Source organism: Streptomyces niveiscabiei (assembly GCF_001419795.1).
GTDB lineage: Bacteria > Actinomycetota > Actinomycetes > Streptomycetales > Streptomycetaceae > Streptomyces > Streptomyces niveiscabiei.
In genome coordinates this window covers 1-14595 of the sequence record NZ_LIRL01001006.1, presented here as the reverse complement: position 1 = coordinate 14595, position 14595 = coordinate 1, and the positions used below count along the sequence as shown (strand labels likewise).

Sequence of the window (14595 nt, the reverse complement as noted above, 5' to 3'; positions counted from 1 at the left end):
GCACGTCAATTGACGTGCCGTGCCACTTCCGCACCACCCGTCCATCAGGAAACCTGCGCTTCACAGAGCTCGGACCCATTGGACACCCGATCTTGTCGCGCCGTTCTGACATGACCTCGACACTGTGGCAGTTCGTCACCCCCAGGAGGCCCTTTTCCATGCGCAGACTCCTCGCCTGTCTCGCCACCGCCGCTGCCGCGGTGGGCGCGCTGACCGCGACCACCACCCCGGCGTCGGCGGCGACGTCCGGCAGCTTCAGCGTGCTCACGTACAACGTCGCCGGCCTGCCGGAGTCGCTGTCCAGCGCCTCGACGCCGCGTGACACGAGCACGACCGAGATCGGCCGGCGGATCGCGCCGTACGACATCGTGAACGTGCAGGAGGACTTCAACTACCACGCGTACCTGTACTCGACCGATACGCACGCCAACCGCACGGCGACCAGCGGCGGCGCGGGGATCGGCAGCGGGCTCAACACCGTCTCGAACTACGCGTGGGACGGCGACGACTTCGAGCGGGTCCGGTGGACGTCCTGCCAGATCGACTCGGGCGACTGCCTGACCCCCAAGGGCTTCAGCTTCATGCGGGAGCGGCTCGCGGAGGGCGTGTACGTCGACTTCTACAACCTGCACACCAACGCGGGCACGAACGACGGCGACCAGGCGTCCCGCGCGAGCAACCTGAGCCAGCTGACCGCGTTCATCAACAGCCACTCGGCGGGCAACGCGGTCGTCGTGATGGGCGACACCAACACCCGGTACACGCGCGCCGCCGACACGATCGGCGAGTTCGCGGCGGCCAACGGCCTCACGGACGCGTGGGTGAAGCTGGTGCGCGGCGGCACTCCGCCCGCGAAGGGCGCCGACGCGCTGGTGTGCGACCAGACCGGCGCGACCGTGCCGAACACGTGCGAGGTCGTCGACAAGGTCCTGTACCGCGGCAGCACGCTGGTGACGCTGAACGCGACGTCGTACAACAACGAGCACGCCAAGTTCCTGACCTCGGACGGCAAGATGCTCTCCGACCACGACCCGATCAGCGTCGGCTTCACCTGGTCGCAGAGCCCCGACTTCCAGCTCAGCGAGCAGTTCGGCGGCCCGCACGGCGACTACTTCCAGGACCTCCCGAAGGTCGCGGCGGGCGCCCGCGCCACGACGCTGTCCCTGCGCGCCGGCACCCGCGTGGACCAGGTCGGCCTGACTCTCTCGGACGGCACGGCGCTGACCCACGGCGGTACGGGCGGTACGGTCTCCTCCCTCACCCTGGCGTCCGGCGAGTACGTGACGTCGGCGTTCCTGTGCCAGGGCCAGAAGGACGACCACACCCGGGTCTTCTACGCGAAGTTCACCACCAGCCAGGGCCGTACCCTCGCCGGTGGCACCACCACCTCGGACTGCGTGACGCGCACCGCCCCCGCCGGCTGGCAGATCGCCGGCTTCCACGGCCGCGCCTCGGACGAGCTGGACAAGGTCGGCCTCATCTACACGAAGCGCTGACGCTCGGATCGGGCGGGGCCACCGGCCTCGCCCCTCCCAGCAGGTCGGCACCCAGGGGCGTCACCCGGTGCACCACCGCGTTCGCCTGGCGCCGGCTGGAGATCAGGCCCGCGCGCCGCAGGACCGCGAGGTGCTGACTGGCGGAGGAGATCAACACGTCGGCTTCGTCGGCGAGTTGGGTGGTGTTGCCGCCGTGCGCCGCGGCCTGGAGGACGGCGGCGCGGCTGCGGCCCAGGAGGTCCGTGAGGGGCTGGGAGTGGCCCAGGGCGGTGGGGTGGGTGCGCAAGGAGACGGGGTGGACGAGAACGGGAGTGGCGTCCTGCCGGACGAGGGTGATGGGGAGGCTGTGGCAGAAGTAGGAGGGAACGAGGAGCAGGCCCCGGCCGTCGAGGCGCAGTTCGCGGTCGGTGGGGTAGGCGACCTCCAGGACGGGGGGCCGCCAGCGCAGGTGCGGGGAGAGGGAGGACAGGAGGGTTTCCGTGCCGCCGTTCGTCATCAGGTCGGCCGCGCGGGCGTGTTCGCGGGCGACGCTGTCGTGCATGGCGGCGCGGAAAGGGTGGACGGCGACGCGGTGGTAGCGGTGCACGGCGTGGGCGAGGTGATGGACGTCGCCGGTCGCGAGGGTCCTGACGCCGAACGAGGAACGCGAGCGGGCGGGGAGGAGGGCGAGGTCCTCCCGGATGCGGGCCGGTGGGGTGCGCAGGACGGGTTCGAGAGCGTCGGGCAGGTCGGCCGCGGCGCCGTAGGGGGTGAGGAAGTCCGGAAAGTAGCCGCGGGGCGGGATGAGGTGGCCCAACAGGCCGGTGGCGGACGGGAGTCGGGCCGCGACGGCGCCGAACCAGTGCGCGCCCGCCGGGCCGGTCGGGCGCTCGGTCAGCCACTGGACGCTGAGGGCGGTCTCCCACATCAGCGCGGGCGCGCGGGCCAGTCTCACGCGTCCGAGGTCGGCGGCGGTCATGTGGATGCGCAGCATGTCGTTCCCCCTGGAGCGGTCCCCCGGCGCCCTGTCCATCGGACAGGGTCAAGGGGTGCCTTGCCACGCTACTTTCCCCGCGGCAGGCGATTCATCACCTTTGCCGGTGCTCGGCTCCGTCGCGGTGAGCGAGTTTCAGACGGGGATGAAAGGGGTGCGAGCGACCCCGGCGCTTCGCCAGAGTTCCGGCGAACGGTCCGAAGAGTCACGGGAGTTCGAGGAGGACTCGTACGATGCTCATCAAACGACTGCTGGTGTCCGCGATCGGCCTGCCGGCGCTGATCGCGGGTGCGCTGCTCGCCACCACCCCCGCCCAGGCCACCACCCCCACCCAGGCCGCGGCCTCCGCGCAGGACACCGCGGGGGTGCGGTGGGTGCGGCTCCCGGCCGCGCCCGCCGCCTCGCCGGCCGGCCTGCGGGCCACGGCGCCGTCGGCCAGCCCGGCCCCCGGATACACGGACTACGACCCGGGTTCCATCGCCTCCTGTTCTCGCGGCGTCCTGTGCACGGCCGTGTGGAACCCGGTCAACAACAAGTGGCGCCAGTTCAACCTGTCCGCGTGCAACCTGTACCGGCTGGCCTACTGGCAGGGCGGCGGCAGCTACTTCAACAACCAGACCGGCGGTGTGACGTCGTACTTCTACGGCCAGACCGGCAACGAGCTGCTCCGTTTCACGCCTGACCGGACGCAGCACGGGTACAACTGGGACGACGTGTACTCGATCCGCAACTGCTGACCGCCGCCAGCGTCAGTCACGGGGGCCGCTCGGGACACCGAACCACCGCTCCAGGTGTCCGAGCAGGTCCCCTTGGTCGTCCCCGGCCCACGCCACGTGTCCGTCGGGCCGCAACAGCACGGCGGGTACGTCGAGTTCCTCGCTGACGTCGACGACGTGGTCCACCCGGTCGGCCCAACCCTCGGCCGAGAGGCGTCCGTTCTGGTCCAGCAGGACGCCGCGCCCCGTCCGCGTGAGCTCGTAGAGCCGCCCCCGCTTCAGCGCGACGTCGCGCAGCCGCCGTCCCACCAACTCGTGTCCGGCGCCGAGGTCGTAGCGCACCCCGATCGCGGTGACCTTCTCGATGAGGTACCGATTGACCTCCTCGAACTCCATCAGCTCCGCGATCAGCCGCCGCACGGCGCGCGCTCCCGGCCCGGAGGACAGCAGCTCGCTCTGGGCCCGCGTGTTGTCGAGGACGGCCGCCGCGACGGGGTGCCGTTCGGCGTGGTAGGTGTCCAACAGCCCTTCCGGCGCCCACCCGTTGACCGAGGCGGCGAGTTTCCAGCCCAGGTTGAAGGCGTCCTGGATGCCGAGGTTGAGCCCCTGGCCGCCGGTCGGCGGGTGGACGTGCGCGGCGTCCCCGGCGAGCAGCACCCGTCCCACGCGGTAGCGTTCGGCGAGCCGGGTGCCGTCGCCGAAGCGCGAGATCCAGCGGGGTGAGTGGACGCCGAGGTCGGTCCCGGCGAACTCCCGGAGCCGCTGCTTGAATTCCTCCAGGGTCGGCGGGGTCCTGCTGAACCCTTCGGCGGGGACGATGACGCGGTACACGCCGTCGCCGAGCGGCATGGTGCCGAACCGCTCGCTCTTCTTGCGGACCTCGGCGACGACGGCCGCCAACTCCTCGTCGGACACGCCGACTTCGAACTCGCCGAGCATCGTCTCGGACACGGCGGGCTCACCCGGGAAGCCGACGCCGAGGAGTTTGCGTACGGTGCTGCGTCCGCCGTCGCAGCCGACGAGGTACCGGGCCTGGACGCGGCTCCCGTCGACGAGTTCGGCGGTGACGCCCTCGTCGTCCTGGGTGAGGCCGACCAGTTCGGTGCCGCGCCGGAACTCCGTACCGGCCTCGGCGGCGTGTTCGGCGAGGAGGCGTTCGGTGGTGGGCTGCGGGACGGCCAGGATGTACGAGTGGGCCGTGTCGAGCCCCTCGGGCCACGGCGTACGGATGGCGGCGAAGATGCCGCCCACCGCGAACTGCTGCCCGAGCGGCAGGAAGCGGTCCAACAGGCCGCGCTGGTCCAGGACTTCGATACTGCGCACGTGCAGTCCGAGCGCCCGGGACCGGCCGCTGGGCGCCGGGTCCCTCTCGACCACGAGTACGCGTACGCCGTGCAGCCGCAGTTCGGCGGCGAGCATGAGGCCGGTCGGTCCGGCGCCGGCCACGATCACGTCAAACATCGGTAACCCCCTTGAGAACAGGGGGGATTCTTCGGCATGAGGGGGGCCTTGTGGCAAGGCCCCCCATCAGCTATACCTTGGGAAGGGCGGGAAGATCATTTCCCTTCGGCGCCGGAGCGCGGTCTCAGCCGGATCGCGAACCGTTTGAGCAGCGGCCACAGCAGCACCACGAGGACGACCGCGTAGACGGTCACCGAGAACGGCGTGTCGACGAGCCCGGACACGCTCCCGTCGCTGATCTGCAAGGCCCGGCGCAGCTGTTGCTCGGCGTTGGGGCCGAGGATCACTCCGATGACGGCGGGCAGCACCGGCAGCCCGTAGCGCCGCATCCCGAACCCGATCAGCCCGATGATCAGCAGGATGACGAGGTCGATGACCTCGCCGCCGACCGCGTACGCGCCGACGGCCGCGAAGAAGAGGATGCCCGCGTAGAGGTAGGGGCGGGGGATGCGCAGGAGTTTCGCCCAGACCGGCGCGAGCGGCAGGTTGAGGGCGAGCAGCAGGACCATCCCGACGAACAGGGACGCGATGAGGCCCCAGACGAGGTCGGGTTCGTTCTCGAAGAGGAGGGGGCCGGGCTGGATGCCGTACTGCTGGAACGCGGCCAGCATGACGGCGGCGACGGCGGTGGTCGGCAGGCCCAGGGTCAGCATGGACACGAGCGTTCCGGCGGCCGAGGCGGACGCCGCCGACTCGGGCCCGGCGACGCCCTCGATGGCACCCTTGCCCCACTCGTCCTGGTGCTTGGAGAGGCGTTTCTCCGTGACGTACGACAGGAAGGTGGGGATCTCGGCGCCGCCCGCCGGGATCGCGCCGAAGGGGAACCCGATGAACGGGCCGCGCAGCCAGGACTTCCAGGTGCGTCTGACGTCGTCGCGGCCGAGCCAGGGCCGTCCGACGGGGATCGCCTTCCCTGTCGTACGGCGCAGGTGGGCGGCGACCCACAGGGCCTCGCCGATCGCGAAGAGGCCGACCGCGACGATCACCACGTCGATGCCGTCGGCGAGTTGGAGGGAGCCGAAGGTGAGGCGCTGCTGGCCGGTCATCTGGTCGAGGCCGACGAGGCCGAGGGTGAGGCCGATCAGCAGGGAGGCGAGGCCGCGCAGCCGGGAGGCGCCGAGGACGGAGGTCACGGCGATGAACGCGAGGACCATGATGGCGAAGTAGTCGGGCGCGCCGATGTCAACGGCGAGGTCGGCGACCGTGGGGGCGAGGACGACGAGGAGGATCGTGCCGATCATGCCGCCCGCGAAGTGGCCGACGGCAGCGGCGGCGAGGGCCTGCGCGCCGCGCCCCGACTTGGCCATGGGGTTGCCCTCCATGGCGGCGACCACGGCGGCGCTCTCGCCGGGGGTGTTGAGGAGGATCGAGGTCGTGGAGCCGCCGAACATGGCGCCGTAGTAGATCCCGGCGAACATGATGAACGCACCGGTCGGTTCGAGGCCGTACGTCACCGGCAGGAGCAGGGCGACCGCCATCGCGGGGCCGATGCCGGGCAGGACGCCGATCGCGGTGCCGAGCAGGACACCGAGCGCGGCCCAGAGCAGGTTGACCGGTGTGAGGGCCGTACCGAAGCCGTCCACGAGGGAGTTGAGGGAATCCATGTCACAGCACTCCCATGAGGGGGCCGCCGGGCAGCGGCACGCCGAGCAGGTGGTCGAAGAGGATGTAGGTGACGAAGGAGAGGACGGCTGCGATCAGCGGGTCGCGGTCGAAGCGGCGGCTGCCGAGGACGAACGCGGCGCCCCAGAAGAGCAGCGCGCCGGCGACGGGGAAACCGGCGGGTTCGATGAGGACGGCGGCGGCGAGGAACACCCCGGCCAGGCCCAGCACGGCACGCCAGTCGGCGGGTTCACCGAGGTCGATGTCCTCGCCGGACTCCGCCTCACCCCGGCCGCCGCGCAGGACGTCGACGGCGAGGAGGACGGCGATCAGCAGGAGCCCGGCGCCGACGGCGACGGGGACGGTGCGGGGGCCGACGGGGCCGCGCTGGCCGATGTCGATGTCCATCGTGAGGGCGTCGGTCAGGACGAGGACGCCGAGCGCCAGCAGGAGGGCGCAGACGCCGAGTTCGGAGCGTTCACGCCACCAGGCACGGTTGATCACAGCCCCAGCTCCTTCAGTACGGACACGACGCGCGCGTCCTGCTCGTCGAGGAACGTCCCGAAGGCGTCGCCGCTGAGGAACGCGTCGTCCCAGCCGTTGCGTTTCAGGGACTCCTGCCACTCGCTGGACCCGTGCAACTCCTCGAAGAAACGGACGAGTTTCTCGCGCTGGGCGTCCGAGATGCCCGGAGGGGCCACGATGCCGCGCCAGTTGGTGAACTCGACGTCGTACCCGGCTTCTTGGAGCGTCGGCGCGTCGAGCCCGGCGACGCGTTGCGTGCCGGTGACGGCGAGCAGGCGCAGTTCGCCGGACTTGATCTGGTCGAGGTACTCGCCGACGCCGGAGACCCCGAAGGCGACCTTGCTGCCGAGGATGGAGGCGAGGAGTTCACCGCCGCCGTCGAAGGGGATGTAGTTGACGTCCTTCGGGGTGATGCCGGCAGCGCGCGCCATCAGCATGGGGGCGAGGTGGTCGGGTCCGCCGGGCGCGGAGCCGCCGCCGACGGGGAGTCTGCCGGGGTTCTTCCGCCAGGCGTCGACGAGGTCGCGGATCGTCCGGTACGGCGAGTCCGCCGCGACCACGACGACGTCCTGTTCCTCGGTGAGGCGCGCGATGGGCGTCGTGTCGGCGAGGGTCTTGGGCGCGTCGTTGGAGCGGGCGGCGCCGACCACGCCGAGGCCCATCGACATCGCGAGCCGTCCGTTGCCGTGTTCGCCGACCAGGCGGGCGAGGCCGACGGTGCCGCCGGCGCCGGGGAGGTTGAACACCTCGATGTTGTGGGTGAGTCCGGCGTCCTCGGCGTTGCGGGCGGCCGTGCGGGCGGTGATGTCGTAGCCGCCGCCGGGCGAGTTGGGGACCATGAAGCGCAGGCCGGGTATCCGGGTGCCGGTCTCGGCGCCGTCGCCGGTGGCCAGCAGCGGGGGTCCGAGCAGCAGCAGGATCGCGGCTGCGAGCAGGGCGAGCGGGGTGCGCAGGCGCACGGGTGCCACCACCTGTCGTCGTACGGGGAGTTACGGGGATTACGGGGAGTTGGGGTGCGGGGTGTCCATAGGGTGCCCGTGCGCCGGACGTCCGTCGCGCTTGCGCAAGCAATGGACGTTCTGGTCTTTGTGGTCGGAACGCCGGTCAGCCCAGACCCAGTTGGGTCACCAGCCGTGCCACGAACGTGTCCTGCTGCGCCAGGAACTCCCCGAACGCGTCCCCCGGCAAGAACGCGTCGGTCCACCCCCGCCGCGCCAACTCCTCCTGCCACTGCGGGGTTTCGTGCACCGCGCCCAGCGCCTGGACCCACCGCCGCCGGTCCCCGGCGCTGATCCCGGGCGGCGCCACGATCCCCCGCCAGTTGGTGAACTCCAGGTCGATCCCGGCGGACTTGAGGGTCGGCACCCCGGGAAGCGCGGCGACCGGCGAGGCCCCGGTCACCGCGAGGACCCGCAGCTGTCCGGCCTCGATCTGGTACAGGAACTCCCCGAACCCGCTCGTCCCGAACGCCACTTTCCCGTCGAGCAGCGCGGGCAGCAGTTCGCCGCCGCCCCCGTCGTAGGACACGTACCGCACGTCCCGGGGCGCGATCCCGACCGCCTTGGCGAGCCGCATCGGCAGGAGGTGATCCGGCCCGCCGGGAGACGACCCCCCGCCCACGGTCACCTTCGCGGGGTCGGCGCGCCAGGCGTCGACGAGTTCGCCGACCGTCCGGTAGGGCGAGTTGTCGGGGACGACGACGGCGCTGGCCTCCTCGATGAGGCGGGCCAGCGGTGTCGTGTCGGCGACGGTCGCCTCGGGCCGTGCGAGGTGGGAGGCGCCGACGACGCCGAGGCCCATCTGGAGGGCGAGGCGCCCGTTGCCGCGTTCGTTGACGGTGCGGCGCAGGCCGACGGTGCCGCCCGCGCCGGGCAGGTTGAAGACCTGGACGTCGGCGGCGATGCCGGTCCGGTCCATGACGCGGGCCATGACGCGGGCGGTGGTGTCGTAGCCGCCGCCGGGCGTGTTGGGGACCATGATGCGCAGCCCGTCGCGGGTGCCGTCGCCGCACGCGCCGGTCAGCAGGAGCGCGGGCAGGGCCAGGCGCAGGCGATTCCTCATGACACCTCTCTTCCGCAACCCGCCGGGCGGGCGCCATGATTGTGCGCCACGGCAGCCGGTGAGATCGAGTGGACGGTGGGTACCACGTTTCGTCGCCAGACCCTCGCGGGCGAGATGCTGGTGCTCCAGATGGCGATCGTGGTGGTCGTCCTGGTGGCGGTTGCCGCGATCTCGCTGACCCAGTCGGAGGCGACGTTCCACCGGGTGGAGGGCCGCCGGGTCGGTGCGCTCGCCGAGCAGCTCGGCGCGAACCCCCTGGTCCGCAGCCGTCTTTCGCGCCCCGCGCCTCAGGAGGCGCTCGCGCCGCTGGTCCATTCGACGCAGGCGCAGTCGGGGGTGACGTCGGTGACGGTGGCCGACGCGGGCGGCAGGATCGTCGCCGCGACGGACCCGACGCTGGTCGGCAGGGTGCTGCCGAAGGTCCGGCCGGGCCGTGGCTGGTCCGGTTCGCTGGCCTTGGACGGCAGCCGTGAGCTGGTCGCGCAGGTCCCGGTGCTCGCGGAGACGCAGCGCGACGTCGGCGAGCATCTGGGGACGGTGATGGTGGGCGTGGCGTCCCCGACGGCGTGGCAGCGCCTGAGCGGCGCGTCCTCGTACCTGCTGGCCTACCTCGGGGTCGCCGGGGTCCTCGGTCTCGCCGGTTCCTGGCTGCTGGCCCGGCGGGTGAAGCGCCAGACGCTGGGCCTGGAACCGCGCGAGATCGCGGGTCTCGCCGAGCACCGGGAGGCCATGCTGTACGGCATCGCCGAGGGCGTCGTCGCGCTCGATCCGCAGGGCCGGCTGACCCTCGTCAACGAGGTCGGCCGGCGCCTCCTCGACCTCCCCGAGGACTGCGTGGGCCAGAGCCTCGCCGAACTGGGTGTGGAGGGGCGGCTGCGGGACGTCCTCGCGGAGGGCGCCGACCGGCGGGACGAGGTCGTCGTACGGCGCGGCCGGGTGCTGGTGCTCAACCGGATGGCCGTGTCGAAGGACGGGCGGCTGCTGGGGTCGGTGACAACGCTCAGGGACCGCACGGAACTTGCTCGACTGGAGCGGGAGATCGGGGCGTTCCGCAGTACGTCGGAGCTGTTGCGGGCGCAGGCCCACGAGTTCGCGAACCAGTTGCACACCATCTCCGGGCTGATCCAGATCGGGGAGCAGGAGGAAGTCGTCCACTACATCCGGGCGTTGAACCAGCGCCGCCAGTCGCTGGACGTGACGCTCAGCCGTCGGGTGCGGGACACGGCCGTCGCGGCGCTGCTCACGGCGAAGGCGTCGCTTGCGGCCGAACGGCGGGTCACGCTACGGGTGTCGGAGCGGACCTCGCTGGAGCGGCTGGCGCCGGAGGACGCGGCCGATGTCGCCACCGTCGTGGGGAACCTCGTGGACAATGCGGTCGACGCTGCGGCCTCGGGGGGCGGCGATCCGTGGGTGGAGGTCGAGGTGCGGCAGGACGCGACCGGGGTGGAGATCGTGGTGCGCGACTCGGGGCCCGGGGTGGCGCCGGAGCTGGCGCGGGAGGTGTTCACGCATGGGTTCACCACGAAGGCCGCCGAGGGCGGTGAGCGTGGGATCGGGCTGGCGCTGACGCGGCTCGTGTGCGAGCGGCACGGCGGGGAGATCCAGGTCGACGGGTCGGTGTTCACGGCCCGGATGACGGTCAGAGCGGCGCAGGGAGCGGACCGGTGATAGACGTCCTCGTGGTCGACGACGATTTCATGGTGGCGAAGGTGCACCGCACGTTCGTGGAGCGGGTCGAGCCGTTCCGGGTGGTCGGCACGGTCGGTACCGGCGAGGAGGCGGTGCGGGCCGTCGGGGCGCTCTGCCCCGACCTGGTCCTGCTCGACCTGTACCTGCCGGACGTCTTCGGCCTCGACGTCGTCTCCCGGCTGCGCGCGGCCGGGCACGACTGCGACGTGATGGTCATCAGTGCCGCCCGCGAGGCGGACACGGTGCGCGGGGCGGTGCGGCAGGGGGTCGTCGACTATCTGCTGAAACCGTTCGAGTACGAGGACCTGCGCCCGCGTCTGGAGCGGTACGCGGCGCGGCGGTCCCGTCTCCTGACGACCGTCGTACGCGGTCAGGCCGACGTCGACCGCGTGCTCGCCGGCTCCTCTGCGCCCGGCGGCACGCTGCCCAAGGGGATGAGCGTGGAGACCGCCGAACTGGTCGAACGCGCGCTGCGGGACGCCGACGGGGTGCTGTCGGCGACCGAGTGCGCGGCACTGACGGGGATCTCCCGGGTGAGCGCGCGGCGGTATCTGGAGTACTTCCACACGGCGGGCCGTGCGGACGTGTCACTGCGGTACGGGGTGACGGGGCGGCCGGAGCGGCGGTACGGGTGGCGGGTGTGAGCGCTGCTTGCGCGGCAGAGGGGAGCGACGGCGCGTTCCCCGTGTTCCTCTCGGGAGTGAGGTTCAGGTCTCGTCGGCGAGTCCGGCGTCGTGGGCGAGGACGGCGGCCTGGACGCGGTTGGCGCAGTCGGTGCGGGTGAGGATGCGGCTGATGTGGGCCTTGACCGTGCCCGCGCTGAGGTAGAGCGCGTCGGCGATCTCGGCGTTGGAGAGGCCGGCGGCGAGGAGGCGCAGGACGTCGAGTTCGGCGGGGGTGAGGCCGGCGAGGCGGGCCTGGGCTGTCTCGGTGTCGCGGCCCGACCGGACGTGCCGGTCGAGGAGGCGGCGGGTGATGCGGGGCGCGAGGACCGGCTCACCGCGCGCCGCGAGCTGTACGGCGCGGATCAGGTCGGCGGGCCCGGTGTCCTTGAGGAGGAATCCGCTCGCGCCGGCCCGCAGGGCGCGGGTGACGCTGGCCTCCTCGCCGAACGCGGTCAGCATCACGACGTACGTGCGCGGCGACAGTCTGGTGATGTCCTCGGCGGCTGCGATGCCGTCCCGGCCCGGCATCTGGATGTCGAGGAGGGCGACGTCGATCTCCTGCACCCGGCAGGCTTCGGCGGCCTCCCGCCCGTCTCCCGCCTCGGCGACCACCTTGATGTCGTCGGCGTTCTCCAGGATCAGCCGGATCCCGGCCCGCATCAGCGCTTCGTCGTCGGCGACCAGGACTCGGATCATCGGCTCAGTCTATGAGATGCCGTCCGGTCCTCGGGGTGGCGGCCGGTCCCTGGCGTACCGCTGGTGCCGCTCGACTCGTGCGACCGCTTTCCCCCGCTCACCTGACGAACTCCGTGACCGCCAGGATCAGCAGGAACGCCACTGTCGGCAGCACGATCGTCACCGCGAGGCATCCCGATCCGAGCACGCGGGGCCAGGTCAGGATCTCGTCCGCCGCCGGGGTCCAGGCCGCTCGGCCGCCGGGGTCGAAAGCCGTCCCCGTCCCCTCCCCCGGCAACCAGGCCGCGATGCGGAAGCCGCCGTCGGCCAGGGTTCCCGCCTCGAACTTTCCGCCGAGCAGCGAGACCCGTTCCTCGCAGCCGACCAGGCCGCTGTTGTTCCCGCCCTGGGACCGGACCCCGGCGTTCGGTGCCGCGTTCGTCACCGACACCTCGACCGCGCCGGCCGCGTCCCTGACGACCACTCTGGTCGGCGCCCCCGCCGCGTGTTTCAGCGCGTTGGTCAGGCCCTCCCGGACGACCCGGTGGATGGCCTGCCGGGTCCGGAACCCCGTCTCCGCCGAGTCCTGCACGGACCAGTCCAGCTCGACGCTGCTCCCCGCCCGCCGGGACTCCTCCACCAGCGCGGCGATGTCCTCGCGGGTGCCGCGTTCCTCCCCCGCGAGGTCCGTGTGGCGCAGGACGCCGAGGATCTCGCGGAGTTCCTGCATGGCCGTACCTGCGGTGGTGCGCAGGAGTTCGGCCTGGCCGGACAGTGCGGGTGCCTGGCGGGCGGCGGCGAGTTCGAGGGCTCCGGCGTGGACGGAGATGAGGCTGAGGCGGTGCCCGAGGAGGTCGTGCATCTCGCCCGCTATCCGGTTGCGCTCCTGCATGCGGGCCGCCTCGTCGGTGAGGACGCGGGCCTGTTCCAGGTAGGCGTTGCGTTCCTTGAGGAGTCTCACCAGGGGGCGCCGCCTGCCGAGCAGCGTCCCCGCGAGGGCGGGGAGCACCAGAAGGACCACCGCCGAGGCCGCGCCGCCGCCGAGGTTCAGCAGCAGGTCGCCGGACCAGATCAGCGACTTGGTGACGGTGAGCACCAGGACGAGAGCGCAGGAGATCCCGACGGTCCGCCACGGCCGTACGACCCGGCGCGCGGCGGCCAGCACGACGAGGGGGGCGATCGCCATCGTCCACACGTTCTCGCCGACGACCAGCACCGAGGCGCCCAGGACGGCGGCGGTGGGCCTGATCCGCCGGGCGGGGACGAGCAGGACCGCCACCCCCGCTTCGAGGACGGCCGACACCAGATGCACCGGGGGTGCGAGCAGCAGGGGAAGCAGGGAGAAGAGGGCGGCGAGCGTGCAGAGGAACAGTTCGCGGCGGACCGTGCGCCGGTCGGCGCCGCGTACGGCCGTCCTGATCGCCTCGGCCTCGGCGCGCAGCCTCGGCAACCGTGACATCCGTGCGTCCGCGAGCAGGTGACGCATGTTCTCCCCTCCGCTGCCGTTCTCCCAGGGGGAACGGTAGCTGTCGGGTGTCACGCGCCCAGCAGGGGAGTCAGGTCGGCGCGCAGGGCGGCGACGTCCAGGTCCAGGAGTCCGGCGACCGTCTCGTCGTCGAGGAGGGCGGCCAGCATGTGGACCGTGCCGGTCGTGAGGGCGCCGTGCTCGGCGGCGGTGAGGCGGGCGACGTCGGTGACGCGCTGGGCTGCGGGGGTCATCTCCACGGTGCCGTCCTCGGGGGTGGCCGGCTCCTCGTCCTTGCCCGTGGGGGCGGAGGCGGTCAGGGTGTCCTGCCGTACGCCGTGCCGGCGCAGCAGGTCGGCGCCGGAGTTGACGGGTTTGAGGTCGTCGGGGAGTGCGAGGCCGGCGACGTGCAGGGCGCGGTCCAGGGCGAGGATGCCCAGCAGTTGGTCCGCCGGTCCCGCGACGCCTCGGCCGTGCCGGGCCGCCTGCCGCTGGGCCTCGGCGTTGACGGCGCCCATCACCGGTGAGCCGTTCACACCGCTGCCCGAGACCAGGGAGCCCAGCACGCGCATCACGGGGTTCCGCCGCCTGCCGAACGCCCCGCCCATCCGGAGCACGTGGATGCCGGCCGACTCCGGGGCCTCGTCCTCCGTGAGGGCGGCGAGCCTCTCCAGCGCGGCGGCCGTGTCGACGCGCTCCAGTGTCATCGCCTCCCGCGCACGGGTGCCGGGCACCTCCAGCAGGGACCGGGCCACATCGCTCGGGCGTACCGCGAGTGCCCCTTCCGTGCGGGCCGACTCCAGGGCGCGGAGCAGGCAGGCACGCAACGCGCCGGTCATGCCGGGCAGTTCGGCGGGTTCGCGCTTCGCGAGGCGGTACCGCCAGCACACCTCGCGCCAGACGGCGTCCACCTCGCGATCCTCGACGTCCTCGGCGTCGTCCTCGCTCACCCACCTCCCGCTTCCGGCGAGCGCCCGGATGTGCCCGCCGAGCGAACCGGCCTTCCGCATCCCCTGGGCGATCGCCTCACCGGCGTCCGTCTCCCCCACCAGGGCCTCCAGCACCGTGTCCGTCCCGACCGCCGCCAGCTCGATCCGCACCGCCACCTTCAGCGCCCGCCCCAGCACCTCCACGACGTCCGTACCGAACTCCGTCGCCATCCCGTCGACCCGCCGCACCATCTGCGTCTCCCGTCCCTCGCGTCCTCATCCACCTCGAACGCTACGGACCCCACCCCGGCCCCCGCATCGGCCGAACGTCCAGGCCC

13 protein-coding genes are annotated in these 14595 nt (G+C 72.2%); 4 read left to right on the top strand and 9 right to left on the bottom strand.

Annotation, left to right across the window (positions count from 1 at the left end; genetic code table 11):
* Window positions 1–158 precede the first annotated feature (158 nt).
* Window positions 159–1496: a jacalin-like lectin gene (locus AOK24_RS38790; RefSeq protein ID WP_055724631.1), complete on the top strand. Its 1338-nt coding sequence runs from the start codon at window positions 159–161 to the stop codon at window positions 1494–1496.
* Here the strand turns inward: AOK24_RS38790 and AOK24_RS38785 are convergent.
* A complete protein-coding gene (locus AOK24_RS38785) occupies window positions 1477–2469 on the bottom strand; it encodes an ArsR/SmtB family transcription factor (RefSeq protein ID WP_055724630.1) in 993 nt (330 codons plus the stop codon). The two genes, AOK24_RS38790 and AOK24_RS38785, sit on opposite strands and share 20 nt — an antisense overlap.
* 233 nt (window positions 2470–2702) lie before the next feature.
* Here AOK24_RS38785 and AOK24_RS38780 point away from each other — a divergent pair, with 233 nt between their 5' ends.
* Window positions 2703–3206, top strand: coding sequence for a hypothetical protein (locus AOK24_RS38780; RefSeq protein WP_055724629.1), 504 nt, complete (start codon window positions 2703–2705; stop codon window positions 3204–3206).
* A gap of 12 nt (window positions 3207–3218) precedes the next feature.
* Here the strand turns inward: AOK24_RS38780 and rox are convergent, their stop codons facing one another.
* The 5 genes from rox to AOK24_RS38755 all read right to left on the bottom strand — a co-directional run bounded on the left by rox (window position 3219) and on the right by AOK24_RS38755 (window position 8834).
* Entirely contained in the window at window positions 3219–4646 is a 1428-nt protein-coding gene (rox, locus tag AOK24_RS38775; RefSeq protein ID WP_055724628.1) for a rifampin monooxygenase, read from the bottom strand.
* A 95-nt stretch (window positions 4647–4741) separates the two neighbouring features.
* Complete coding sequence (locus tag AOK24_RS38770; RefSeq protein ID WP_055724627.1) at window positions 4742–6250, bottom strand: tripartite tricarboxylate transporter permease; 1509 nt, start codon at window positions 6248–6250, stop codon at window positions 4742–4744.
* Between the two features lies 1 nt (window position 6251).
* Window positions 6252–6752 carry a tripartite tricarboxylate transporter TctB family protein gene (locus AOK24_RS38765; RefSeq protein WP_055724626.1) on the bottom strand — a complete coding sequence of 167 codons (501 nt, stop codon included), beginning with the start codon at window positions 6750–6752 and terminating at the stop codon, window positions 6252–6254.
* Window positions 6749–7732, bottom strand: a complete 984-nt coding sequence (locus tag AOK24_RS38760; RefSeq protein WP_055724625.1) for a Bug family tripartite tricarboxylate transporter substrate binding protein — start codon at window positions 7730–7732, stop codon at window positions 6749–6751. The genes AOK24_RS38765 and AOK24_RS38760 overlap by 4 nt, the downstream gene beginning before the upstream one ends.
* 145 nt (window positions 7733–7877) lie before the next feature.
* The gene (locus AOK24_RS38755) at window positions 7878–8834 is read right to left on the bottom strand and encodes a Bug family tripartite tricarboxylate transporter substrate binding protein (protein WP_055724624.1); all 957 of its coding nucleotides are present in this window, start codon (window positions 8832–8834) and stop codon (window positions 7878–7880) included.
* A gap of 75 nt (window positions 8835–8909) precedes the next feature.
* Between AOK24_RS38755 and AOK24_RS38750 the strand changes: the two genes are divergently transcribed.
* Together AOK24_RS38750 and AOK24_RS38745 are read left to right on the top strand one after the other, a co-directional pair.
* The gene (locus AOK24_RS38750; protein WP_107104152.1) at window positions 8910–10502 is read left to right on the top strand and encodes a sensor histidine kinase; all 1593 of its coding nucleotides are present in this window, start codon (window positions 8910–8912) and stop codon (window positions 10500–10502) included.
* A complete protein-coding gene (locus AOK24_RS38745; RefSeq protein ID WP_055724623.1) occupies window positions 10499–11167 on the top strand; it encodes a response regulator in 669 nt (222 codons plus the stop codon). The genes AOK24_RS38750 and AOK24_RS38745 overlap by 4 nt, the downstream gene beginning before the upstream one ends.
* 63 nt (window positions 11168–11230) lie before the next feature.
* Here AOK24_RS38745 and AOK24_RS38740 read toward each other — a convergent pair whose 3' ends face one another.
* The 3 genes from AOK24_RS38740 to AOK24_RS38730 form a co-directional block, all read right to left on the bottom strand.
* Complete coding sequence (locus AOK24_RS38740; protein WP_055724622.1) at window positions 11231–11884, bottom strand: response regulator; 654 nt, start codon at window positions 11882–11884, stop codon at window positions 11231–11233.
* 97 nt (window positions 11885–11981) lie between these two features.
* A complete protein-coding gene (locus AOK24_RS38735) occupies window positions 11982–13349 on the bottom strand; it encodes a sensor histidine kinase (protein ID WP_240554328.1) in 1368 nt (455 codons plus the stop codon).
* 50 nt (window positions 13350–13399) lie between these two features.
* Entirely contained in the window at window positions 13400–14509 is a 1110-nt protein-coding gene (locus AOK24_RS38730) for a hypothetical protein (RefSeq protein WP_055724621.1), read from the bottom strand.
* Window positions 14510–14595 lie beyond the last annotated feature (86 nt).